Source organism: Oceanibacterium hippocampi (genome assembly GCF_900172325.1).
Classification (GTDB): Bacteria; Pseudomonadota; Alphaproteobacteria; order Sneathiellales; family Sneathiellaceae; genus Oceanibacterium; species Oceanibacterium hippocampi.
This window is the reverse complement of record NZ_FWFR01000002.1, coordinates 704,999-725,349: the sequence shown is the minus strand read 5'-3', so window position 1 is coordinate 725,349 and position 20,351 is coordinate 704,999. Positions and strand designations below refer to the sequence as shown.

Genomic DNA, 20,351 nt, shown 5'->3' with positions numbered 1-20,351 from the left:
TCAGCGATAGAGTTCCGGCCGGCGATCGGCGAGATAGGTGGCGACCGCCTTCCAGCGGTCCAGGTCGTCGCTGTGGTAGACCACGTCGGCGGCGGCGATGCCGTGGCTGTGGCCGAGCGAAGCCAGGATCCTGCCGGACGGCGCGACGACGCAGGAATGGCCGATCGAATCGAATTCCCACTCCGGACCGACGCAACTGGCCATGGCGAGCCAGACCCCGTTCTCGAGCGCCCGGGTCGCGGCGAGGGACTGAACGGTCGGGCCGCTCCAGCCCCAGACGTCGCGCTGGAAGTCGTTGGTGATCCAGTTGGTGCTGTTGAGGATGATGTCGGCGCCGAGGTCGACCAGTCGCCGGACATATTCCGGAAACAGCAGGTCGTAGCAGATCGTCAGGCCGATCCGGCCGATGTCGGTCTCGACCACCATCGGGGTGTCGCCGGCGCTGAACCATTCGCGCTCGGCCGAAAACAGGTGGGCCTTGCGATAGGTCGCCAGACGCCGTCCTTCCGGGCCGAACAGGAGCTGCGCGTCATAGATCTTCCCGCCGTCCGCCAGCACGAAACCGACCGTGAGGTAGAGGCCGGCGGCCTTCGCGATTGCCGCCAGCCGGATTGCCGTCGGGCCATCCTCCGGCTCCGCGAGACCGTCGAGGCGGTCGGCGATGAAATATCCGGTGGTCGCCATTTCCGGCACGACTAGGAGCTTCACGCCGTCGCGGGCAGCTAGTTGCGCCAGCGCCTCGATGGTGGCGAGATTGGCGTCGACATCGCCGGGCACGCAATGCATCTGCCCGGCCGCGACGCGCACCGGCCCGGCCGGAAGACGCGTTTCAGTTCCCATTGTTTTTCTCCATGACTTCCGCGCCGCCCGAAGCGGCGAGCAGGATCCTCATGTCGTCCGCTTCCTCGACGGGCATTTCGGCGACGAAGCAGCGCTCGTGCATGACGACGATACGGTGGGCGAGCGCCAGCAGTTCCTCGGTTTCGGACGAGACCACCAGGATGGCGACGCCGCTTGCCGCGAGGTCACGCAGGATCTCGTGAATTTCCGCCTTGGCGCCGACATCGATGCCGCGCGTCGGCTCGTCGCAGACCAGCACGCGGGGCTCGGTCAGGAGGGCGCGCCCGATCAGCACCTTCTGCTGATTGCCGCCGCTCAGCTTGCCGATCGGTGCGCCGAGACTGCTGGCCACCAGGCGGAGCCGCGTCAGCATGTCCGATGCCGCGGCCTTTTCCCGCCGGACATCACGCAGCGGCCCCCGTCCGAGGCGGTTCAGCGCCGAGGCGGTCGCGTTGGCGACGATGTCGAGTTCGGTGAAGATACCGTCGCGCTTCCGGTCCTCGGTGATATAGACGAACCCCTCGCGCATCGCCGCGCGGGGGGAGGCGAAGCGGAAGCTCTCGCCGGCGCGCCGGATGTCGGCGATGGCAGTCGGCAGCGGATTGCCGGTGAGCGCCTTGGCAAAGGTCGTGCGGCCCGATCCGACCAGTCCGGCGACGCCAACGATCTCGCCGGCCGCGAGGGTGAGCGTGCTGGTTCCGGTGTCGGCCTGGTAGCTGACGAGATAGGGCGGTTCGTCGCGCATGGTGCGGGGCGCGGCCGCCTTGTCGAAGGCGCCGCTCGCGCCGGTCATCGTCTCGACGAGTGCATCGACGGTGAGCCCTTTCGTGAGGCGCGTCGCGATCTTCTCGCCGTCCCGGAGCACCGTCACCTGATCGGCGATCGCCAGTACCTCCTTCAGGTAGTGCGAGACATAGAGGATCAGCATGCCGTCGCGCCTGAGCTGGCGAATGATCGCGAACAGGTTTTCCTGTTCGGCCAGCGACAGCACGGCGGTCGGCTCATCCAGGATCAGGATGCGGCCCTCGAAGGAGAGGGCGCGGGCGATTTCGACGAGCTGCTGTTCGGCCACGCTCAGCGTCGAGACCTCGGCATCCGGGTCGAGCTTCAGCCCGAAGCGTTCCAGTAGCGCGATCGTTTGCGTCCGCAGTGCCCGACCGTCGATCAGGCCCAGCGCGCCCTTCGGCTCGCGGCCCAGATAGATATTGCGGGACACGGACAATTGGGGGACCAGGCTGAACTCCTGGTAGACGGTAGCGATCCCCTGTTCCTGCGCCGCCGACGGGCCGGCGAACTGCATCGACTGGCCGGCGATGCGGATCTCGCCGCCGCTCGGTGACTGGGCGCCGGACAGCAGGTTCATCAGGGTGGATTTTCCCGCCCCGTTCGCGCCCACGAGGGCGTGGACCTCGCCCGCATCCGCGGTGAGATCCACGCCGTTAAGCGCCACGACGCCCGGATAGCGTTTGGATAGCGCGCTAACCGAAAGGAGGGGCGTGTGACCGTGGTTCATTACGTGACGTACTCGTTACTGCTTCGGCAGGAACTCGGCAGGAAGCTCGCTCGACCACCAGTCGTCGGGCGCCTCCATGTCGGCGTACTTGGAGATCTCGGCCGGTGAGATGTAGACCGACGGGACCGCCACGCCGCGCTTGACCGGCTCGCCCTTGAGGATCGCCATGCCGATCTTGACCGCTTCCTGGCCGGCGCGGGTCGGGAAGGTCACGGCACCGCCCTGGCCATGCTTGGCAACCCATTTCAGCCAGCCGTTGTACTCGTCGCCCGGGGACATCGTGACTTCACCGAGGCGGCCTGCCTCGTCGAAAGCCTCGGCGATACCGATCGACATCTGACCGGCGGGCGAGAACACGCCGTCGATCTTCGGGAAGCGCTGCAGCAGGTTCTCGGTGATCTGCTTGGCCTTGGCGCGGTTCCAGTCGCCATATTCGGTGCTGACGAGTTCCACGTCCGGGAATTCCTTCAGGACCGTCTGAAGCGCGTCGAGCTGGTCGACGGCGGCGGTGGTGCCGGCGATCGGCAGCATGGCGATGATCTTGCCCTTGCCGCCGAGGTCGGCCATCAGCTTGCGGGCGACCATCTCGCCGAGCGTCCACTGGCTGATGTAGGCATTGGAGACGGTGCCCGGGGTGTCGCTGAAACCGCCGCCCGCCTGCACGGTCGGAACGCCGGCATCGACCGCCCGCTTGAGCACGCTGGCGATCGCGCTGTCATCGACCGGCCAGTAGATCAGCAGGTCGATGTCCTGGCGCAGCAGATCCTCGATATCGGAGATCTGCTTGGTTGGGTTGAAGGAGGCGTCGGTCACGATGACGTTGGTGACGTCCGCATGCTTCGAGGCTTCCCAGCGGACGTGCTGGAGGGCGAAGACGACCCAGGAATTGGCCAGGTAGCCGGCCGAAACGCCGATCTTGTAGGGGCCGTCCTTCTTGAAGGCGCTGGTGTCGACCATCTCGGCCGCCTTCTTGGTCTGCGCCGCGTCCGATGCCTGGTCGGCATGGCCCGGGCCGGCCATCAGGCCGAGCGCGGCCAGGGCGCTGATGGAGAGAAATAGGCGTCGCGCGATTCTCATGGTGTGGCACTCCCTCTGCTTCTGGTTTGACTGAACGCGTTAACCCGACCTGGCGCTGATCTGACCGTAAACCGCCGAGGCAAGGATGATGATCGTGCCCATCACGACGAGCTGCATGGCATAGGGCAGCCCGCTGATATTCACGAGGTTGAAGGCAATCACGAGGACGAGCACGCCGGCGATCGTGCCGGCGATGCCGCCGCGGCCGCCTTCGAATGTCGTGCCGCCGAGAACGACCGCGGCGAGAACCTGGAACTCCAGGCCCTGGCCGGACAGGGTGTTGGAAACGCCCGACCGGGCGAGCAGGGCGATCCCGGCGAAGGCGCCGAACAGCCCGGACAGGGCATAGGCGAGCACCGTGACCCGGGCGGTCGGCAGGCCCGACAGGTTGGCCGCGCGGCGGTTGCTGCCGACCAGGAAGAGCTGCCGGCCGAAGATCGTCTTGTGCTGGATCAGCAGCCCGACCGCCGTCAGGGCCGCCAGGGCGAGCGCCAGGACCGGGACGATGCCGCCGATCCGGAAATTGAAGAACTCGCGGAACCCGGGGGCGACGATGCCGCGCGCGGTGCCGCCGGAATAGATCTGCGTCAGCCCGAGAACGGCAATCCCGGTGCCGAGCGTCAGGATGAAGGGGGAAACCCGGGTAAAGGCGGCCGCGATGCCATTGACCGTGCCGATCGCCGCGCCGATGGCGCAGGCGGCGAGCAGGGCGAAGGCGGTGTTGTCGGCGTCGCCGCCCATCTGCACGGCGCAAAATACCGAGGTCAGCGAGATCACCGCGCCGACCGATAGATCGACGCCGCCCAGGATCATGACGAAGGTCACGCCGATGGCGGCGATGCCGACCGGCGCGACCTGGCGCACCACGTTGAAGATGTAGAGCGGCTGCAGGAAGGCGTCGGAGATCGCGACCGCCAGGCAGAAGACCAGCAGCAGGACCGCGAAGATCGCGTTCCGCGCCAGGAAGCGGGTCGTTGCCTCGTTCCGGAGCAGATCGAGCGTGCTCATGGGTTTTCCCGCCGCGGCTGGTTGACGAGGATCGCGACGACGACGATCAGTCCCTTGACGAACATCTGCACGAAGGCCGAGACGCCGAGCAGGTTGAGAACGTTGGAGATAATGGCGAGCGCGAGCACCCCGGCGATCGAGCGGACGACGCTGCCGCGGCCGCCCGCCAGCGCCGTGCCGCCGAGGACCACGGCGACGATGGCGTCGAGTTCGAGGCCGCTGCCCGCGAGCGGATAGCCGGTTCCGAGGCGGCCGGCCAGCAGCAGGCCGGCGAGGCCGGCGAAGGCGCCCGAAATGACGAAGCAGGCGAGCCGGATAGCCGCGACATTGATGCCGGCGCGGCGCGCGCTCTCGGGATTGCCGCCGGCGGCGACCAGGTGATAGCCGAAGCGGGTCCGGGTGAAGGCCAGATGGGACAGCACCAGCACGACCGCGAGCAGGATGGTCGAGAGCGGGATGCCCCACAGGCTGTCATTGGCGATCGATTGCAACAGCGGCGAGGCGCTGCCGACGCTCCGATCGGTGAAGGTGAAGATCAGGCCCTGGAGGATCGAGAGCATGCCGAAGGTGAGGATCAGCGGATGCAGCTTCAGCCGGTTCACCAGCGTGCCGTTCACGAGCCCGACCGACGCACCAAGCAGGATCATCATCGCCGCGACGGCGAGCGTGTAGGCGATCGACGGATCGGCTTCGAGCAGCCAGCAGGCGAGCACGACGACGAGCCCGGTCAGCATGCCGATGCTCAGGTCCAGCATGCCGGCCGCGATCACGAAGGTTTGGCCGATGGCGAGAATGCCGAGCACGCTCGACTGGCGCAGGACGTTGACCAGATTGGCCGGGTCGCGGAAGGTCGGGATGGTCACGGCGGCCGCCAGTACCGCGCCGGCCAGCAGAAGCCAGACGCCCGTGGATTCCAGATCGAGGCGGGCGCACCCGCGGGCTAGAGCCACGACAGGACCGTCTCGGTGTCGGCGACCCAGCCGAACTTCATGCCGAAGTTCGTGAGCGCCGCGTCGTGCAGGTCTGGCGCGAAGGACGAAACCGCATCGCTCACCATCGTCGTGCGATAGCCGTGATGGAAGGCCTCGCGCGCCGTTTCCTCGACGCATATCTGGGTGACCGTGCCGGTGACCAGCAGCGAACCGACGCCGAGCGCGCGCAAGCGGCTATCGAGGTCGGTCCCGTGAAAGGCGCCGTAGCCGTACTTGTCGATGATGATCTCGTCCGACTCGGGCGCCAGTTCGTCGATGACGTCGGCGCAGCCGAGCAGGTCCCGGGTATCGCCGTAGGCGCGGCGATGGTCTTTCCAGCAGCACTTCGTGTCCGGCCGGCATTGCGGCGACCAGAGCCAGAGCAGGTCGGGCTCTTCCCGGGCAAGAAAGCGGGTGAACACGACCGGGCGGCGTCGCGCGCGGAACGCATCGAGCAGACGCCGGATCGGGGCGATCGTGGCGATCGCGTCGGGCACTTCGAGCGGCGCGCCCGGGCGCACGAAATCGTTCTGCATGTCGACGATCAGCAAGGCCGGATCGCGCAGCCGCTCCGCCGGCGCGACATCCGCTGCGATTGCCGGTTCGCTTGCCACCAATTGGACCTCCAACAATCGTTTTGTTCTCTGTGTCCGATCACCGATCCGGCATTACCCGGACCGGCCTTTGCAGATCACCATGGGGTAGGCTAAATAAGGAGTCAATGATGTCCAACCGTTTGGTTGATCGATGGCAAACAAGCTAGCAGGAAGCGGGCAACCGCCCGGCCGAAGCGACGGATCGGCCGAGAATTCGCGGGAGAATCTGCTCACGGCGGCGCGGGCGGCGTTCGCCGCGGGCGGCCTGCAGGGCGCGCGGGTGCATGACATTGCCCGTCGGGCGAATATCAACAAGCAGCTCGTGTACCATTACTTCGGCAGCAAGGAAGGCCTCTACACCGCGGTGCTCGAGGACATCTATCGCGAAATCCGGGAGCGCGAGCAGGCGCTGGAACTGTCCAGCCTGCCGGCCGAGACGGCGCTCCGCCGGCTGATCGAGTTTTCCTTCGACTATCTCGCGGAGAATCCGGAGTTCGTCGCGCTTGTTGCCGACGAGAATGCCCATGGCGCCCGGCATCTGAACGACTCGGTCCAGGTTGGCGACCTGAACCGGCCGATCATCGAGATCCTTTCGGAAACGCTCAGGCGGGGCATGGACGAGGGTGTATTCCGGCAGGGCCTGGATCCGTTGCATGTCTATCTGTCGATGGCCGGAATGGCCTTCTTCTACTTTGCCAACAATCACACGTTGAGCCGGGTTTTCTGCCGGCCGCTCGGCTCACCCGAGGCGATCGCCGAAAGGCGCGCACAGATCGTCGAGTTCGTGCTTCACGCCGTCGGCGCTCGCTAGGCCCGCGCCGCTTCCCGGAAGGTCGCCATCCTGGCGCGCTTCTCGTCCCACAGTGCGAAGCCAAGCGCCCGCTGGCCCTGCCAGAAGGAAAGGGTCGGGATGTCCCGGCCCACGGCGATGCGGTCATGGCATTCCTGCAGCCGGTAGTTCGGCACGCCCGGGTTCAGGTGGTGGACATGATGGAAGCCGATGTTGCCGGTGAACCACTGCAGGATGCGTGGCAGGCGAAGACAGGTCGCGCTCTGCATGGCCGCGGTCGTGGCGTCCCAGGCGTCGTGCCGGAACCAGCGGATCGTCTCGCCACGATGCTGGACCGCGAACAGCCAGACCCCGGCGATCGCCGCGAGTGTCAGCACCGGCAGCTGAACGATTGACACCCGGTCGTAGCCGAGAAGCTGGCCGAGGCCGATCAGCATGGCGACCAGCGCCAGGCTGGTGAGATGCACCATCCTGCGTTCCTTGCGCCACGGCTTCGGCATGTCGAACGGAAGCCGGTAGAGCAGCATGAAGACGAGCGGCGGCAGGAGCACGTTGGCGACCAGCGGATGGCGGGTTGCCCGATACCAGAAGCGTCCGCCGCGGCTCAGCCGGCGATACTCGGCAATCGTCAGGCAGGACGAATAGATATCGGCACCGCTTTCCCGCCGGTCCAGGTTGTTCCAGACCGCGTGATGGCCGGCGTGCTGGCGCCGCCAGGAGGCGTAGGGGGCCAGCGTCAGCAGGCTGCAGGCCGTCCCGACGAGGGTGTTGGCGCGGCGCGACCGGAAAAACGAGAGATGTCCGCAATCATGCTGGATGATGAAGATGCGGACCAGGAAACCCGCGGCGAGCGGGGCCAGCGCGAGCGCCAGCCAGCAGGAAACGTCGACCAGTCCGTACATGGCCCCGCAGGTCGCGAAGAAACCGCCGAACGAGGTGGCGACCTGGAACAGGCTTCGCCGCAGGCTGGGCGTCTGAAACCGTGCCACCTCCCGTCGCAACGCCAATTCAGCAGTCATGCGCAGCCTCCCGCTGCCGAGTGGCAGCCGCCGGCCCCCCTGCGTTGCAGACTACACGATCCGTGCCCTGTCTGCCGCAACTTCGCGCATCGGGCCAGTCCGGGTCCGCCGGCCCGTGCCCTCAGGACCGATCCGCCTCGTCGTCGGAAGCCGGGTGCGCGCGCGAGGTGCGCAGAACATCCGCCAGCGCCCGGCGCAGGCCGTGCACCTGGTCGAGCAGGCCGAGGATCACGCCGACTCCTTCGTCGTTCACGCCGAGATCCCGCTTCAGTTCGTGGATCAGCTGCGCCCTGGCCAGATCGGCCTCGGAGAACTGCGGTTCGTCAGCCGCCAGGCGCGGCATCAGCCACTCCTCGGCCAGCCAGACATCGAGGGTCTGCTGATCGAGATCCGAGCGAACGAGGAATTCGACCTTGCTGATGATCATGGCTGCATGTCCCGTCTTGGGTCATCGTCCCGTTGCGGCGTCCATCCGGCCAGGAAGCTTTCCAGTTCCGGTTCGGGCCCGCTCGGCAGCACGACCTTCAGGCGGATGAATTCGTCGCCCTGGCCGCCGGCCCGACGGCGGGCGCCCTTGCCCTTCAGGCGCAGCACCGAACCGTTGTTCGAGCCCTTAGGGATCGTCAGGACGACGGAACCGGATGGCGTGGGCACGCGGACGCGCGCGCCGAGCACGGCTTCCTTCAGGGAAATCGGCAGCTCGAGGTGGATATCGTCGCCATCGCGGGTGAAATGACGGTGCGGCCGGATCGAGATCTCGACCAGCGCGTCGCCGGGCTTGCCCTCGCCGCGGGACGGCGCGCCCTTGCCGCGCAGCCGGAGGATCTGGCCGTCCTGGACGCCCGGCGGGATTGTCACGTCGATCGATCCGCCCTGCGGCAGGGTCAGGCGCCTGGTGGCGCCGTTCACTGCATCCAGAAAGTCGATCGCAAGGCGGAAATAGAGGTCGGCGCCGGGCGCGCGCCGGGCCTGTTCGGCCTGGCGCCGGAACAGTTCGGCGAGGATGTCGTCGGTCTCGGCGAAGTCGGCGAAGCCGGACGGATTGGCATAGGCGTCGTCCGCCCCGGCACCGGCCCCGGCATAGTCTCTGTAATAGCGCTGGCGTTGCTGCTCGGCGCCGGATTCATCGATCTCGCCGGCGTCGAACCGTCGGCGCTTCTCCGCGTCGGAGAGCAGGGAATAGGCGCTTGAAGCTTCCTTGAAGCGCGCCTCGGCGGCCGCGTTCCCCGGGTTGAGGTCCGGGTGCAGCTTCTTCGCCAGACGCCGGTAGGCCTTGCGGATCTCCTCCTGCGAAGCCGTCCGCTCGACGCCCAGCGTTTCATAGGGATCTGCCACGTCACCTCCGACATCTCCGACGGTACGCGCGACCGGACACCGGTCTCCGCGCTACCCGGTTGCCGACCTGATGTAGGTGCTTTCCGCCGATATCGCGAGACTCGGCGGGGAAAAAATCCGCCGTGCGACAATCCGTCCGGTCAGTCCGGAACGCTACAGGCGGGTCCGTCGGTCCCGTCGTCGCCGGCGCCGTCGGCCATCCGGGTATCGTTCAGGAGCGACATGATCTCGGCGCCGAGGCGGAGGTCGGAGACATGTCCGAAGACCTGGCGTCGCAGGTTCCCGGCCCGGTCGTAGAGCAGCAGCGTCGGAGTGCCCTGCATCCCGTAGGCGCGCATGGTCTGCGGCATCGGGTCGCCGCCGGTGCCGGGGGTGTCGATGCCGACCGGGAAGCCGATCCGGTACTCATGCAGGAAAGCCTTGAGCGCCGTCGGCGTCATGGCCGCATGATGCTCGAACACCGTATGCAGCCCGACCACGGTCACGCCGAGCGGAGCGAAGAGCTGGTGCGCCTCCTTCATCTGCGGCAGCGCGTGCGAGACGCAGCCGGGGCAGAGCATCTGGAAGGCGCAGGCGACCACCACGCGGCCGCGCTGCGCTTCCAGCCGGAGCGGCTCGGGACTGTTCAGCCATTCGCTGATGCGCCACTCCGGTGCGGTCACTTGTTCACCCGTCCCGGCAGCGAGAGATCGCCCGAGGCCACGTCGAAGACGTCGGTGACGCAAAGCAGCGGGGCATGGACGCTCTGGTTGACGCGGAGCCCGGCGGTCACCCCGTCGAAGCCGGCGGCCTCGACCACGCCGATATCGTCGAAGGGGACGCGGACCTCCACCGTATCGCCGGTGATCACCGGCGACCAGCCGGGGCTGTCGATCAGGATGGGCAGGCCCGGCCAGGTGCGGGGGAGGCGGGGCCGGGTGCCTTCCGGGATGTCCCGGACCTTGAGACTGCCGGGGCCGCAGGCCTCGTCGGGGACGAGCACGACCCAGTGGCTGTGCCAGAGGTCGCCGTCGTTATCGAGCTTGCCGTCGCCATTCTCGTCGAACAGCGGCGTATCGTCGAAATCAGGATGGGCGGTCACGGCGAAAGACAGGATACCGGCTCCTTTCTCGAAGCCGACTTCGGCGGCGTCGATCGTGGTTGGCCAGACATAGGAGAACACCTCCGATCCGGCGAGCTTGCCCGACGGTGCCGGCGTCGAACTTCCGGCCTTGCCCGACACGGCCATATGAAACACCGCCAGGCTGCCCTCGGTCGAGATCTTTGCATGGACGATGTCGAAGGGCGCCGTGACGCCGGCCCCGGACGGCGCGGTGATGCCGCCCGGCCCGTGGGCAAATGCGGTGCTGGCGCCGAGGCCGAGGACGCCGGCGATCAGGCCGGTCCGAAGAAGGGTTTGCCGTTTCATAGAATAGGACTCCTAATCAAATGGGACATGAACAGGGGAGATCGGGCCATGCGGTCCGACGGCGGGTAACGACTTCAGGCGGCAGCCACGTGTTCAGGGCAATCGACGCGGAGATGGCGGTCGGCCATCGGGGCATCGACGAAGGCGCAGCGATGCGGCTCGCCCGATCCGGGCGCCACATTCTCGCGGAAATACTTGCAGGTGACGCAACTGCGCTGCGGCGCGATCAGGTTCCGGCGGTGCAGGTGGCGGATCATTTCCATCACCAGATGGAGCATTGCCTCCTGGTCGTCGGCATCGAGCCCGGCGACGACCGGCGCGTAGGATGCCGGCCAGCGGGCCGCGAGAGCCTGCCCGTCACGGGTGGCCTTCAGCAGGATCGCGCGGCCGTCGCTCGCGTCGGACTGTTTCCGGACCAGCGCCTTGCGTTGCAGCGCCGTTACCGCGTCGCTCGCCGTCGCGCTGCGGACCCCGGCATGGCCCGCTGCCGCGGCCAGCCGCACACCCGCCGGGCGGCTCGCCACGAACCGCAGGATATCGGCTTGCGTGGGTGTCAGGCCCTCGGCCTCCGCGGCCTGCCAGTCGATCTGGCGGGCGACCGCGCCGAGCCGGGAAAGACCGTCGGCAAGGCGCTGGGCGAGGGGCTCGGAGATGGCGTCGAACGTGCTCATGAGTAGGACTCCTAAATAAAATCCCCCTGCATGTCAACATTTCCCTGCGATGGTCATGCGGGCGGCATGGAAACCGCCCGCGAGAGGAACCGGGGACTAGCGGCCGAGGTTGTAGAACTCGTCGTTCGGCCGCATGCTGGAAACGTTGGCGAGGCGGTTCGATAGGCCGAAGAAGGAGGCGATCGCCGCGATGTCCCATATGTCGTCCTCGTCGAAGCCGTGCCCGGCGAGGGTGCTGAAGTCCGCGTCGCCGACTTCCTGGGCCCGCGCCGATACCTTCATGGCGAAATCGAGCATCGCCTTCTGGCGTGCCGTGATGTCGGCCTTGCGGTAGTTGCTGGCGATCTGGTCGGCGACGAGCGGGTTCTTCGCCCGGATCCGCAGGATCGCGCCGTGGGCAACCACGCAATACTGGCACTGGTTGGCGGCGCTGGTGGCCACGACGATCATCTCGCGCTCGGCCTTCGTCAGGTTGCCGGGCTTGTCCATCAGCGCGTCGTGATAGGCGAAGAAGGCGCGGAACTCGTCCGGCCGGTGCGCCAGTGCCAGGAACACGTTCGGGATGAAGCCGGACTTCTCCTGCACGGCAAGGATGCGCTCGCGTATGTCGTCGGGCATGTCCGCGATGTCGGGCACCGGGAAGCGGCTGATCGGGAAGGCGGGCTCTGACGTCATGTGACACTCCGTATGAGTTGCGCGATCGAAGTCGCGACGGCGGCGATCGGCGCTGTGCATGTCGGGATCACCCTATAGCATGGCCGGAGCACAGCGATCACCCGTTCGCCCGGACGATCACTCGGCGGGGATGCCAACCGCGGCGATCGCCCCGGCGAGCAGCGTCAGGAAGGCGAAGAATCCGACCCGGAGCAGGCCGCCGGGGCGCTTCCGGGCGCCCAGCGCGGTCATCGTCGCGACTGCCGCCTGCAGCGCGTAATAGACGGCGAAGGCCCGCGAGGCATAGCTGATGATCTCGAAGATGTCGGCGACCCAGACGAGGACGATCGCGAGGCCCGTGATGAGGACGTAGGCCGCCGTGGCCCGGAAGCGCGCGCCGGACATCTCCTCGAACAGGCCGCCGCCGCCGTTGGTGTCGGCGAGCGCGGCGCTCAGTTGCGCGGCCAGCGCCGCGACGATCAGCAGGACCGGCAGGATCGGCGCGACCACCCGCGTCAGGTCGATGATCGCGGTTTCGCTGACATTGCTCGCGATGCCGGGGAACACGGCGGAACTGAGCGCGATATAGACAAGGTAGATCGCGGTGGCGATGAGCTGGGCGTTGCGCATGGTGCGGATGCGTGTCTCGGCATCGTATTCGGCGCCCAGGTAACGCGAGGTCTCGAAGCCCTGCACGGTGATCAGCAAGCCGAAGCCGACAAGGATGCCATGCCGGTCAAGTGTCGGCAGCGACGGTTCGGGCAGGGTGCCGCCGCCGTTCAGTTCGACCAGGTAGAAGGCGAGTCCGACGATCAGGCCGGCGATGATGCCGAGCTTCAGGCCAACCGCAACCTGCTCGACATGTTCGAGCGCGCGCAGGCCCCGGATCAGGCCGTAAAGGCCGATTGCGGCGAGCACCGCTGTCGTGACCAGTCTGGCATGTTCGGCGTCGTTGACCGGTGTCAGTTCGACCGCGAAGGATCCGAACAGCCGGACGTAATAGGCGACCGAGACGACATAGGCGAAGGCCAGCGCCCAGGAGGAGAGCCGGTCCAGGCGCCCGGCCACGCGGCCGATTCCGGTCTCGCTTGCCAGTTGCCGGATGTTGAAACGGATCGCGCTGCCGAAGGCGTAGGCGGCCGCGCACAAGAGCGCCATCGCGAGCACCGCGTAGGCACCGTAGGTCCGGTCGAGCAGCGGGCCGAGAATGAGAAATCCGCTGCCGATGATCGAGGCGAGAGGCGTCACCGTGGCCCGCCAGGCCGACGACCCGACGATACGCGGCTGGAACAGGATGAACGTCGTGACGGCGGTAACGCCGATGACGGCAATGCTGTTGGCGATGGTGGCGGTCATTCGGAACACTGACTGGACGGGCGCCTCGGCGCGCGGCGCGCAGGGGTACGACGAAAATACCCGTCCGGGTCATGGAGTCACGAGGTTCCGCCCCGCTGCCGCTCAGCCCTTCTTGTCCGGCAGGCCCGTTCGTTCCGTGGAGGCGAGTTCCTCCAGCTCCTCCTCGGTCATCGAATCGTACATCGACTTCGCGGCTCCGACCAGGTTGCCGACCTTCTCCTCGCCGCGCTTGGCGGCGAGCGCGGCACCGGCCGCCTTTTGCTGGGCTTTCGATTCAGCGGGCATTGCGTCCTCCATCGGCGTTGCTTGCCATTGCCCTTCACGGGTAACGGTAGCAACAGGCAGGCGTGCGTTTCGTTCCGGGGCGATGCCCGCCGGATGGTCTGCTAACATTTCCGGAATGGCCCTTATCGCCGCGATGCGGCGCGGGGAGGATTGCCGGCCGGCCAGCAGGGCCGGGGCTCATTCGTGCAGGCACAAGTGGCGGATCTGTTCACGGCCGATTACAAGGCGGAACCCTACTGGTGGGAGCGGTCGCCGCGACCGCGCCTCGATGCGCCATCGTTGCCGTCAAGCGTCGATGTCGCGATCGTCGGCTCGGGCTACACCGGGCTTTGTGCCGCGCTTGAAACGGCGCGTGCAGGCCGTTCGACTCTCATCCTGGATGCCGAGGACGCGGGCTGGGGCTGCAGTTCGCGGAATGGCGGGCAGATCAGCACGTCGATCAAGCCGGGCTACGAGGAACTGAGCCGCCTGCACGGGCCGGAGGCGGCCTTCGCGATCCTGAAGGAAGGGCACAACGCGCTTGCCTGGATCGGCGAATTCATCGCGGCCGAGAAGATCGATTGCGACTTCACCGTGCCTGGCCGATTCCACGCCGCGCATAACCCGCGACAGTACGAGTTGATGGCGCGCGCCGTCGGCGCCCAGCCGAAGGGCCTGGAAGTCCCGGCCCATGTCGTGCCGCGGGCCGAGCAGGGCCGCGAGACCGGCAGCGAGCGCTATCACGGCGGCGTGGTCTACGAGAAGCACGCCTCGCTCGACCCCGGCCGCTATCACCAGGGCCTGCTCGAGCGGGCCCGGGCAGCAGGGGCGACCATCATCCCCCATTGCCGGGTAAACGGGATCGATCGCGAAGGCGGCGGCCATCGCCTTTCGACCGCGAAGGGGTCGGTTCTGGCCCGCGATGTCGTCGTCGCGACCAACGGTTATACCGGCCGGCCGACGCCCTGGCTGCGGCGCCGGGTGATCCCGATCGGCAGCTACATCATCGCCACCGAACCGCTGCCGAAGGCGGTCATGGACCGGGTCATGCCGACCGACCGCATCGTCAGCGACAGCCGGAAGGTGGTCTATTACTACCGGCCGTCGCCGGACCGGACGCGCATCCTGTTCGGCGGCCGGGTGACCAGCGGCGAGACGGATCCGAGGCGGAGCGGCACGCTGTTGCACCGGGACCTGGTGCGGCTGTTCCCGGAACTCGCCGGCAGCCGGGTCAGCCATTCCTGGATGGGGCTGGTCGCCTATACCTTCGACACGCTCGCCCATACCGGCAGCCGTGACGGCGTCCATTACGCGATGGGCTATTGCGGCTCCGGCGTGTCGATGGCGGGCTATCTCGGCACCCGTGTCGGGCAGAAGATCCTCGGCCGGGCCGAGGGGCGCACGGCGCTCGACGGGATCCGCTTCCAGACCCGTCCGCTGTACAACGGCAAACCGTGGTTCCTTGCCGCGTCCGTTGCGTTCTATCGCTGGCGTGACGGCCTCGGGCTCTGACACCACCCCTTCGGCGCACTGAAAGATCGCCGGTATTGCCGCCGCACGCGGCGGCATCGCGCTGATCTCTGCTGTTTCATCAAAATTGTGGCAATTGCAATCTCTACAAAAAGCAGACAATGTTATAAGAAGAGCTGTGCAATATGCTTGACTGTTTTCGGCCCGCCAGCGGGCCCGGATCGGGGGATTTGGCGATGGATGAGGCGCGACCCGGAAACGATGTGGACGCAAACGCCCGGCTGGCGGCGTTCACCGCCCTCGATGATCTGTCGGGGCTCACGCCGGCCGGCTGGGAGACGGCGACGCGCCAGATTGCCGACACCGTTGCGGTCGGCTGGGCAGGCAGTGCCGCCGATGGCGTTGCTGAGGCGACCGAACTCGTGCTCGCCGAAGGGGGTAGGCCGGCCGCCCGGATCTGGGGCCGGGGCGAGAGGGTGTCGGCCGCCCAGGCCGCTTTCGTCAATGGCGTCGCCGCCGCCGCCCTCGATTTCGACAGCGTTCACCAGTCGTCACTTCTCCATCCGGCGGCGATCACCGTGCCGATCGCCCTCGCGCTCGGCGCCGACATCGGCGCGAGCGGAGAGCGGATCGTCCAGGCGCATATCGTCGGAAGCGAGGTGATGAGCCGGGTATCGCTGGCCACGCCGCGCAGGTCGAACTGGTTCACGCCGTCGATCTACGGGATCTTCGGCGCGACCGCGACGGCAGCGCGGCTGCTCGGGTTGAGCGCCGAGCAGACCCATAACGCGTTCGGCCTGGCGCTCGCCCAGACCTCGGGTACCAAGCAGGCGATTTTCGAGCCGGCACTCGCCAAGCGATTCCAGACCGCGTTCGCGATTCGTGCCGGATTGCTCGCCGCCCAACTCGCCGAGCGCGGCGTTACCGGCGCGCGCCGGTACCTGGACGGGGCGGCCGGCTTGTTCGCGCTTTACGAGGAAGGCTCGCCGACGGCGGTCGTCGAGGGCATTGGCACGGCGTTCGTCTTCGACCAGGCGGTGATCAAGAAATATCCGGCGTGCCTCTGCACGCATGTCGTGATCGATGCCGCGCGCCGTCTGAAGGAACAGCATCGGATCGACCTCGACGATACCGCGTCGATCGGCATCACCGTGACGGATTACATGCATCGCCTGATCGGCGGGCCCTACGATCCCGGGCGCGATCCGCAGGTTGCCGCGCAATTCTCGGCCGCCTACGCGGCGGTCTGCGCCCTCGATGGCGGGGGCATGACGCTGGCCGATATCGAGCCGGGCAAGGCGGCTGCGGCGGAAAGGGTGCGCCGTGCCCAGGCGATCGAGGTCGGCATCTTCGATGACCTCAAGGGACATGTCGCCCCGGCGACGGTGTCGATCACGCTCAAGGGTGGCGAGAATTTCTCGCTGCATGTCGCCGACGTGCCCAATGCGGCATTCGGAGACGATGCCGATGCGGCGCTACGCCTGAAGGCGCTGGATTGCCTGGGGCGCGGCCACCAGCCGCTCGGTACCGCCGCCGCCGAGAACTGCCTGCAGCAGTTGCTCGGCCTGCGCGACGGGCATGCGTCGGCCTTGTTCGACGACGCGGTTTCGTAATCACAAAACTGGGGGAGAGACGAGATGAGTGGCATGTTGGACGGCAAGGTCGCCTGGGTGGTCGGCGCGGCCGGCGCGATCGGAGCGGAGACCTGCCGTCGCTTCGCGGCCGAAGGCGCCTCCGTTGTACTCTCCGGTCGAAATGAGGCGTCACTTGCCGAGGTCGCCGACGCGCTGCCGGCAAGTGCCCGGGCCACGGTGTCCGTCATCGACGTGACCGATCGTCCGCAAGTCGACGCGGCGGCGGCTGACCTGATCGGCAAATTCGGCCGGATCGATATCCTCGTCAATTCGACGACCTGCCCGATCTTCGCCGAACTCGACAAGCTGTCGGACGACGACTGGATGGCCGTTCTGGACGCGAAGGTGCTTGGCTACATGCGGACCGCCCGTGCCGTGCTGCCGCACATGTCGAAGCAGGGCACCGGGTCCATCATCAATGTCTCCGGTCGCGGCGGGCATCAGCCGAATTCGCCATCGCATCTGGCGGGGAGCTGTTCGAACGGCGCGGTCAACACGCTGACCAAGGGGCTGGCGAACATTTACGGCCCGCGCGGCATTCGCGTGAACGCGATCGCGCCGGGCCCGGTGCGATCGCCGCGCTACGAGGTGATTGCCGCGGCCAACCGGGCGATCGCCGCCAAGTCCGGAAACCCGGAACGCAGCGGGTCAAGCGCGGCCAATCCGCTGGGCGAGATGTCGGAGGTCGGTGATATCGCCGATGCCGCGCTTTACCTCGCGTCGGGCCTGTCCGGCTTCGTGACCGGCATCGTCCTGCAGGTCGACGGCGGCGGGACGGCGTCGCTCTAGGACCGCCCTGGCGGCCGGGACTTCCGTCGAGGCGGAAGTTTCCGGCCCGTCAGGCGTCTGGGCCACCCTTCCGGGATCGGGCGAGGCGACGGGACGTGGCGTTCAGTTCGCGCGCCCGGTTGAGGCCGGCCTCGAGGCCGTCGGTCTCGCTGACGGTGATGAGTTCCTTGATCCAGGCGAAGATCTGCGGATCGCCGGCACCGGAGCTTTCGGCCCAGCGCAGGGCCTCGTCCCTTGCCGTGCCGGCCGGAACAACGGCATTGGCGAGGCCGGCAGCCATCATGTCGGCGGCGCTGTAGCGACGGCCGAAGGCCAGGAACTCGAAGGCCTTGCGGCGGCCGGCACGCTGCACGAGGTTGGGCGTCACCAGCGCCGGCATCAGGCCGCGGGTAATTTCCGGGTAACCGAAGGTCGCCTCGCTGCCGGCGACGATGATGTCGCAGGCGAGCGCGAGGCCGCAGCCGCCGCCCAGCGCATAGCCCTCGACGGCGGCGAAGGTCGGCTTGCTCATGCGGTTCAGCGTGAGGAACAGTTCGGCGACCCGCCCGGCGTGCGCTTCGAACTGGGGCTCGTTCTCGAGTTTCGCGGTTTCCTTGAGATCGACGCCGGCCGAGAATGCCTTCGGCGAGCCGGTCAGAAGGATGTTCACGATCGCCGGATCCCGCTCGGCGCCGACCAGCGCCGCGGTCAGGCCCTCGACGAGGGCACGGTTCAACGCGTTGAGCTTGTCGGGCCGATTGATCGTGAGGATCCGGGTCCGGCCGAGATCCTCGACGATCAGGTAATCTTGCATTTCCGACACTTACGTCTCCCAAGCCTCGAGGGCGCTGGCTTCGCGCCCGGCGATCCAGCCGCCGACGACGCATTCGGCGAGATTGCCGCCGCTCACATAGAGATGCCCGAAAACGCTGCCCAGTTCGCCGGCCGCATAGAGGCGCGGGATCGGCTGGCCGAAGGGGTTGACGATTTCCTGGCGCACATTGTGCCGGGGGCCGCCCTGGGTATTGATCACCACCGGGTAGACACGACCGAAATAGTAGGGCGGCGTGTCGATCGGGACCATCGTGTCGGGCTGCCGCCCGTGATCCGGGTCGAAGCCGGCGGCGACATGGGCGTTCCAGTCCTCGATCGTCTTCGCCAGTGTCCCGGGGTCGACGTTCATGAGGTTGGCGAGTTCCTCGAGGCTGTCCGCCTTCTCGAAGATGCCGCGCGCGACTTCCTCGAGGTTGTCGGCGCTCCAGTCGAAATGCGCGTCCGGATCGTTGTAAGCCGTGCGGCCCATGGCGTACATCTTCCGCCCGTTCTCGTCGAAGATCATGTGGGCGGGAATGCGGGGGAACTTCTGGCGCTTCGAATCGTAGGCATCGAACGGACGGACGCCCATGTCGCCCGGATAGGGCGGGTATTCGTCCATGAAGCGCCGGCCGTCCTGGTCCACAACGATCCACGCCATCCTGGCGAGCGCCTTCTGCGACAGCGGCTTGCCCTTGTTGTCGACGATGCCGAGGTCGGAGACGCTGTCGGGATAGCCGGGCGTCCACATCGGCACCGCCTTCAGATACAGCGCGAAGGGGAACTCGCCGGTCGGATCCTTCATGCCGTAGGGGCCGTGGTAATGCCACATGTGCCAGAGGTCGGCGCCGGCCGCCTGGGCCATGCGGATCCCGTCACCGGTATTCCCGGCGAACGAACCGGTCAGGACCGGCTTCGCCTGGAGATACTGCCGCTTCATCTCGTCGTCGTTCTCGAAGCCGCCACAGGTCAGGATTACCGCCCGGGCGGCCCGGATATTCAGCATCCGGCCGTCCGATTCCGCGACCACGCCGCGGACCGCGCCGTCGCCGTCGACGATCAGTTCCTTCGCCGCCGTGCGGTAGTGGACGGGAATGCCGCGGCTCTCGACATTGTCCTCCAGCAGCTTGAAGAGCCGGCCGCCGTTCTTGGTCGCGTGCGTCGCGTGGTAGCGGTCGCCGTTCTCGAGTTCTGGAACGACGGAAACCTCGCAATAGGCGAGCGATTCGCAGCCGGGCAGGGGATAGTTGCCGAGCGCCGGCGTGACCTTGATCGTGGCCCCGTTGAGCGCGGCGAGACGGCGCAGGTAGTCCGGCACCTCGACCATGCCGTCGGCGAGCACGCGGAGCATGTCCTCCGGGGTGCGATCCTCGCAGATCGCCCGCAGATAGCGGAATGCCTCGTCGGCATTGTCCGAGACCCGGATGCCGCCGGCGGAGACCGCCGACAGCCCGCCCGGAAAGGCCATTTTCTCGAGCACCATGACCTCGGAGCCGTGGTCGTGCGCCTCGATCGCCGCGACCCCGCCCGCCGCGCCAAAGCCGATGACCAGGACCCCGGTTTCGAGGTCCCAGCGCTCGATCTGCGACAGCCTCATGGCGCCGGACTTCCGCGATCGGCGCCGATCAGCATTGTTTCGCGGCCATGCCCGGCAGCGGCGTCTGGCCGAGCGCCGCGTAGTTGCCGTCGTGATAAAGCAGTGGCGGGCCGTTCTCCGCGCGGCGGAGCGCCACGACGCGGCCGAAATAGATGGTATGCGTTCCGACATTCACCTCGGATTCGACCTCGCAGTCGAAATTCACCAGGGCACCGGCAAGCGCCGGTGCGCCGGTCGCGAGCGTGTCCCAGTCGCAGGTCGTGAAGCGCTCGCTCGCGACCTTCGACATGAAATGATGGGCGGTTTCGAACTGGTGCTCGGCGAGAACGCTGACACCGAAATGCCCGCGCTCCCGGATCGCCCGATGCATCGAGGCGCTCTGGTTGACGCAGATGAGCAGCGTCGGCGGTGCGGCGCATACGGAGCAGACCGCTGTCGCCAGCATGCCGTGCGGCGAGCCGTCCGCCATCACGGAAATGACGTTCACCGCGGCCGCGAGCTGCCGCATTCCCATCTTGAAGTCTTCCGCGGATACATCCGTCACCGGGCACCACTTTCTGATTGATG

At 67.2% G+C, this 20,351-nt stretch carries 22 protein-coding genes; 4 read left to right on the top strand and 18 right to left on the bottom strand.

From position 1 onward, the window contains the following. From OCH7691_RS14385 to OCH7691_RS14360, 6 genes are all read right to left on the bottom strand, one after another. The gene (locus OCH7691_RS14385) at window positions 1–840 is read right to left on the bottom strand and encodes a carbon-nitrogen hydrolase family protein (RefSeq protein ID WP_085884221.1); all 840 of its coding nucleotides are present in this window, start codon (window positions 838–840) and stop codon (window positions 1–3) included. Next, a complete protein-coding gene (locus tag OCH7691_RS14380; RefSeq protein ID WP_176245066.1) occupies window positions 830–2,275 on the bottom strand; it encodes a sugar ABC transporter ATP-binding protein in 1,446 nt (481 codons plus the stop codon). The genes OCH7691_RS14385 and OCH7691_RS14380 overlap by 11 nt, the downstream gene beginning before the upstream one ends. 93 nt (window positions 2,276–2,368) lie before the next feature. Next, a complete protein-coding gene (locus tag OCH7691_RS14375) occupies window positions 2,369–3,430 on the bottom strand; it encodes a substrate-binding domain-containing protein (protein ID WP_085884219.1) in 1,062 nt (353 codons plus the stop codon). Between the two features lie 39 nt (window positions 3,431–3,469). Next, window positions 3,470–4,438, bottom strand: a complete 969-nt coding sequence (locus OCH7691_RS14370) for an ABC transporter permease (RefSeq protein ID WP_085884218.1) — start codon at window positions 4,436–4,438, stop codon at window positions 3,470–3,472. Then, the gene (locus OCH7691_RS14365) at window positions 4,435–5,388 is read right to left on the bottom strand and encodes an ABC transporter permease (protein WP_176245065.1); all 954 of its coding nucleotides are present in this window, start codon (window positions 5,386–5,388) and stop codon (window positions 4,435–4,437) included. The genes OCH7691_RS14370 and OCH7691_RS14365 overlap by 4 nt, the downstream gene beginning before the upstream one ends. Continuing rightward, the gene (locus OCH7691_RS14360; RefSeq protein WP_139839706.1) at window positions 5,379–6,023 is read right to left on the bottom strand and encodes a cysteine hydrolase family protein; all 645 of its coding nucleotides are present in this window, start codon (window positions 6,021–6,023) and stop codon (window positions 5,379–5,381) included. Before OCH7691_RS14360 ends, OCH7691_RS14365 begins: the two co-directional genes overlap by 10 nt. A gap of 133 nt (window positions 6,024–6,156) precedes the next feature. Here OCH7691_RS14360 and OCH7691_RS14355 point away from each other — a divergent pair, with 133 nt between their 5' ends. Then, window positions 6,157–6,816, top strand: coding sequence for a TetR family transcriptional regulator (locus OCH7691_RS14355; protein ID WP_085884216.1), 660 nt, complete (start codon window positions 6,157–6,159; stop codon window positions 6,814–6,816). Here the strand turns inward: OCH7691_RS14355 and OCH7691_RS14350 are convergent. From OCH7691_RS14350 to OCH7691_RS14310, 9 genes are all read right to left on the bottom strand, one after another. After that, the gene (locus OCH7691_RS14350; RefSeq protein WP_085884215.1) at window positions 6,813–7,814 is read right to left on the bottom strand and encodes a fatty acid desaturase; all 1,002 of its coding nucleotides are present in this window, start codon (window positions 7,812–7,814) and stop codon (window positions 6,813–6,815) included. The genes OCH7691_RS14355 and OCH7691_RS14350 overlap by 4 nt on opposite strands. 121 nt (window positions 7,815–7,935) lie before the next feature. Beyond that, the gene (locus tag OCH7691_RS14345) at window positions 7,936–8,241 is read right to left on the bottom strand and encodes a chaperone modulator CbpM (protein ID WP_217808004.1); all 306 of its coding nucleotides are present in this window, start codon (window positions 8,239–8,241) and stop codon (window positions 7,936–7,938) included. Then, complete coding sequence (locus OCH7691_RS14340) at window positions 8,238–9,149, bottom strand: DnaJ C-terminal domain-containing protein (protein ID WP_085884214.1); 912 nt, start codon at window positions 9,147–9,149, stop codon at window positions 8,238–8,240. The genes OCH7691_RS14345 and OCH7691_RS14340 overlap by 4 nt, the downstream gene beginning before the upstream one ends. A gap of 140 nt (window positions 9,150–9,289) precedes the next feature. After that, window positions 9,290–9,811, bottom strand: a complete 522-nt coding sequence (locus OCH7691_RS14335) for a redoxin domain-containing protein (protein ID WP_085884213.1) — start codon at window positions 9,809–9,811, stop codon at window positions 9,290–9,292. Continuing rightward, a complete protein-coding gene (locus OCH7691_RS14330) occupies window positions 9,808–10,557 on the bottom strand; it encodes a hypothetical protein (RefSeq protein WP_085884212.1) in 750 nt (249 codons plus the stop codon). The genes OCH7691_RS14335 and OCH7691_RS14330 overlap by 4 nt, the downstream gene beginning before the upstream one ends. A gap of 74 nt (window positions 10,558–10,631) precedes the next feature. Next, on the bottom strand, window positions 10,632–11,228 hold the full coding sequence (locus tag OCH7691_RS14325) for a MarR family winged helix-turn-helix transcriptional regulator (protein ID WP_085884211.1): 597 nt from the start codon (window positions 11,226–11,228) through the stop codon (window positions 10,632–10,634). Between the two features lie 96 nt (window positions 11,229–11,324). Continuing rightward, on the bottom strand, window positions 11,325–11,903 hold the full coding sequence (locus tag OCH7691_RS14320) for a peroxidase-related enzyme (RefSeq protein WP_085884210.1): 579 nt from the start codon (window positions 11,901–11,903) through the stop codon (window positions 11,325–11,327). 117 nt (window positions 11,904–12,020) lie between these two features. Continuing rightward, window positions 12,021–13,238 (bottom strand): Aq_097 family APC-type transporter, encoded by a 1,218-nt coding sequence (locus tag OCH7691_RS14315; protein ID WP_085884209.1) that lies wholly within the window; start codon window positions 13,236–13,238, stop codon window positions 12,021–12,023. A gap of 102 nt (window positions 13,239–13,340) precedes the next feature. Then, window positions 13,341–13,523 (bottom strand): DUF3008 family protein, encoded by a 183-nt coding sequence (locus OCH7691_RS14310; protein ID WP_085884487.1) that lies wholly within the window; start codon window positions 13,521–13,523, stop codon window positions 13,341–13,343. 183 nt (window positions 13,524–13,706) lie between these two features. Here OCH7691_RS14310 and OCH7691_RS14305 point away from each other — a divergent pair, with 183 nt between their 5' ends. From OCH7691_RS14305 to OCH7691_RS14295, 3 genes are all read left to right on the top strand, one after another. Next, a complete protein-coding gene (locus tag OCH7691_RS14305) occupies window positions 13,707–15,014 on the top strand; it encodes an NAD(P)/FAD-dependent oxidoreductase (RefSeq protein WP_217808003.1) in 1,308 nt (435 codons plus the stop codon). A 194-nt stretch (window positions 15,015–15,208) separates the two neighbouring features. After that, entirely contained in the window at window positions 15,209–16,585 is a 1,377-nt protein-coding gene (locus OCH7691_RS14300) for an MmgE/PrpD family protein (protein WP_176245064.1), read from the top strand. 24 nt (window positions 16,586–16,609) lie between these two features. After that, entirely contained in the window at window positions 16,610–17,395 is a 786-nt protein-coding gene (locus OCH7691_RS14295) for an SDR family NAD(P)-dependent oxidoreductase (RefSeq protein ID WP_085884207.1), read from the top strand. Window positions 17,396–17,444: 49 nt separating this feature from the next. Here OCH7691_RS14295 and OCH7691_RS14290 read toward each other — a convergent pair whose 3' ends face one another. The 3 genes from OCH7691_RS14290 to OCH7691_RS14280 are packed head-to-tail and all read right to left on the bottom strand — an operon-like array spanning window position 17,445 to window position 20,328. Continuing rightward, entirely contained in the window at window positions 17,445–18,188 is a 744-nt protein-coding gene (locus OCH7691_RS14290) for an enoyl-CoA hydratase/isomerase family protein (protein WP_245826576.1), read from the bottom strand. 9 nt (window positions 18,189–18,197) lie between these two features. Continuing rightward, complete coding sequence (locus tag OCH7691_RS14285) at window positions 18,198–19,784, bottom strand: FAD-dependent oxidoreductase (protein WP_085884205.1); 1,587 nt, start codon at window positions 19,782–19,784, stop codon at window positions 18,198–18,200. A 28-nt stretch (window positions 19,785–19,812) separates the two neighbouring features. Then, a complete protein-coding gene (locus OCH7691_RS14280; protein WP_217808001.1) occupies window positions 19,813–20,328 on the bottom strand; it encodes a flavin reductase family protein in 516 nt (171 codons plus the stop codon). Window positions 20,329–20,351: the final 23 nt, after the last annotated feature.

Coding starts and splice junctions, on each gene's coding strand:
- OCH7691_RS14310 (WP_085884487.1), bottom strand. CDS start 13,523: ATGCCCGCTGAATCGAAAGCCCAGCAAAAGGCGGCCGGTGCCGCGCTC.
- OCH7691_RS14325 (WP_085884211.1), bottom strand. CDS start 11,228: ATGAGCACGTTCGACGCCATCTCCGAGCCCCTCGCCCAGCGCCTTGCC.
- OCH7691_RS14315 (WP_085884209.1), bottom strand. CDS start 13,238: ATGACCGCCACCATCGCCAACAGCATTGCCGTCATCGGCGTTACCGCC.
- OCH7691_RS14350 (WP_085884215.1), bottom strand. CDS start 7,814: ATGACTGCTGAATTGGCGTTGCGACGGGAGGTGGCACGGTTTCAGACG.
- OCH7691_RS14330 (WP_085884212.1), bottom strand. CDS start 10,557: ATGAAACGGCAAACCCTTCTTCGGACCGGCCTGATCGCCGGCGTCCTC.
- OCH7691_RS14290 (WP_245826576.1), bottom strand. CDS start 18,188: ATGCAAGATTACCTGATCGTCGAGGATCTCGGCCGGACCCGGATCCTC.
- OCH7691_RS14370 (WP_085884218.1), bottom strand. CDS start 4,438: ATGAGCACGCTCGATCTGCTCCGGAACGAGGCAACGACCCGCTTCCTG.
- OCH7691_RS14385 (WP_085884221.1), bottom strand. CDS start 840: ATGGGAACTGAAACGCGTCTTCCGGCCGGGCCGGTGCGCGTCGCGGCC.
- OCH7691_RS14345 (WP_217808004.1), bottom strand. CDS start 8,241: ATGATCATCAGCAAGGTCGAATTCCTCGTTCGCTCGGATCTCGATCAG.
- OCH7691_RS14355 (WP_085884216.1), top strand. CDS start 6,157: ATGGCAAACAAGCTAGCAGGAAGCGGGCAACCGCCCGGCCGAAGCGAC.
- OCH7691_RS14295 (WP_085884207.1), top strand. CDS start 16,610: ATGAGTGGCATGTTGGACGGCAAGGTCGCCTGGGTGGTCGGCGCGGCC.
- OCH7691_RS14300 (WP_176245064.1), top strand. CDS start 15,209: ATGGATGAGGCGCGACCCGGAAACGATGTGGACGCAAACGCCCGGCTG.
- OCH7691_RS14375 (WP_085884219.1), bottom strand. CDS start 3,430: ATGAGAATCGCGCGACGCCTATTTCTCTCCATCAGCGCCCTGGCCGCG.
- OCH7691_RS14285 (WP_085884205.1), bottom strand. CDS start 19,784: ATGAGGCTGTCGCAGATCGAGCGCTGGGACCTCGAAACCGGGGTCCTG.
- OCH7691_RS14320 (WP_085884210.1), bottom strand. CDS start 11,903: ATGACGTCAGAGCCCGCCTTCCCGATCAGCCGCTTCCCGGTGCCCGAC.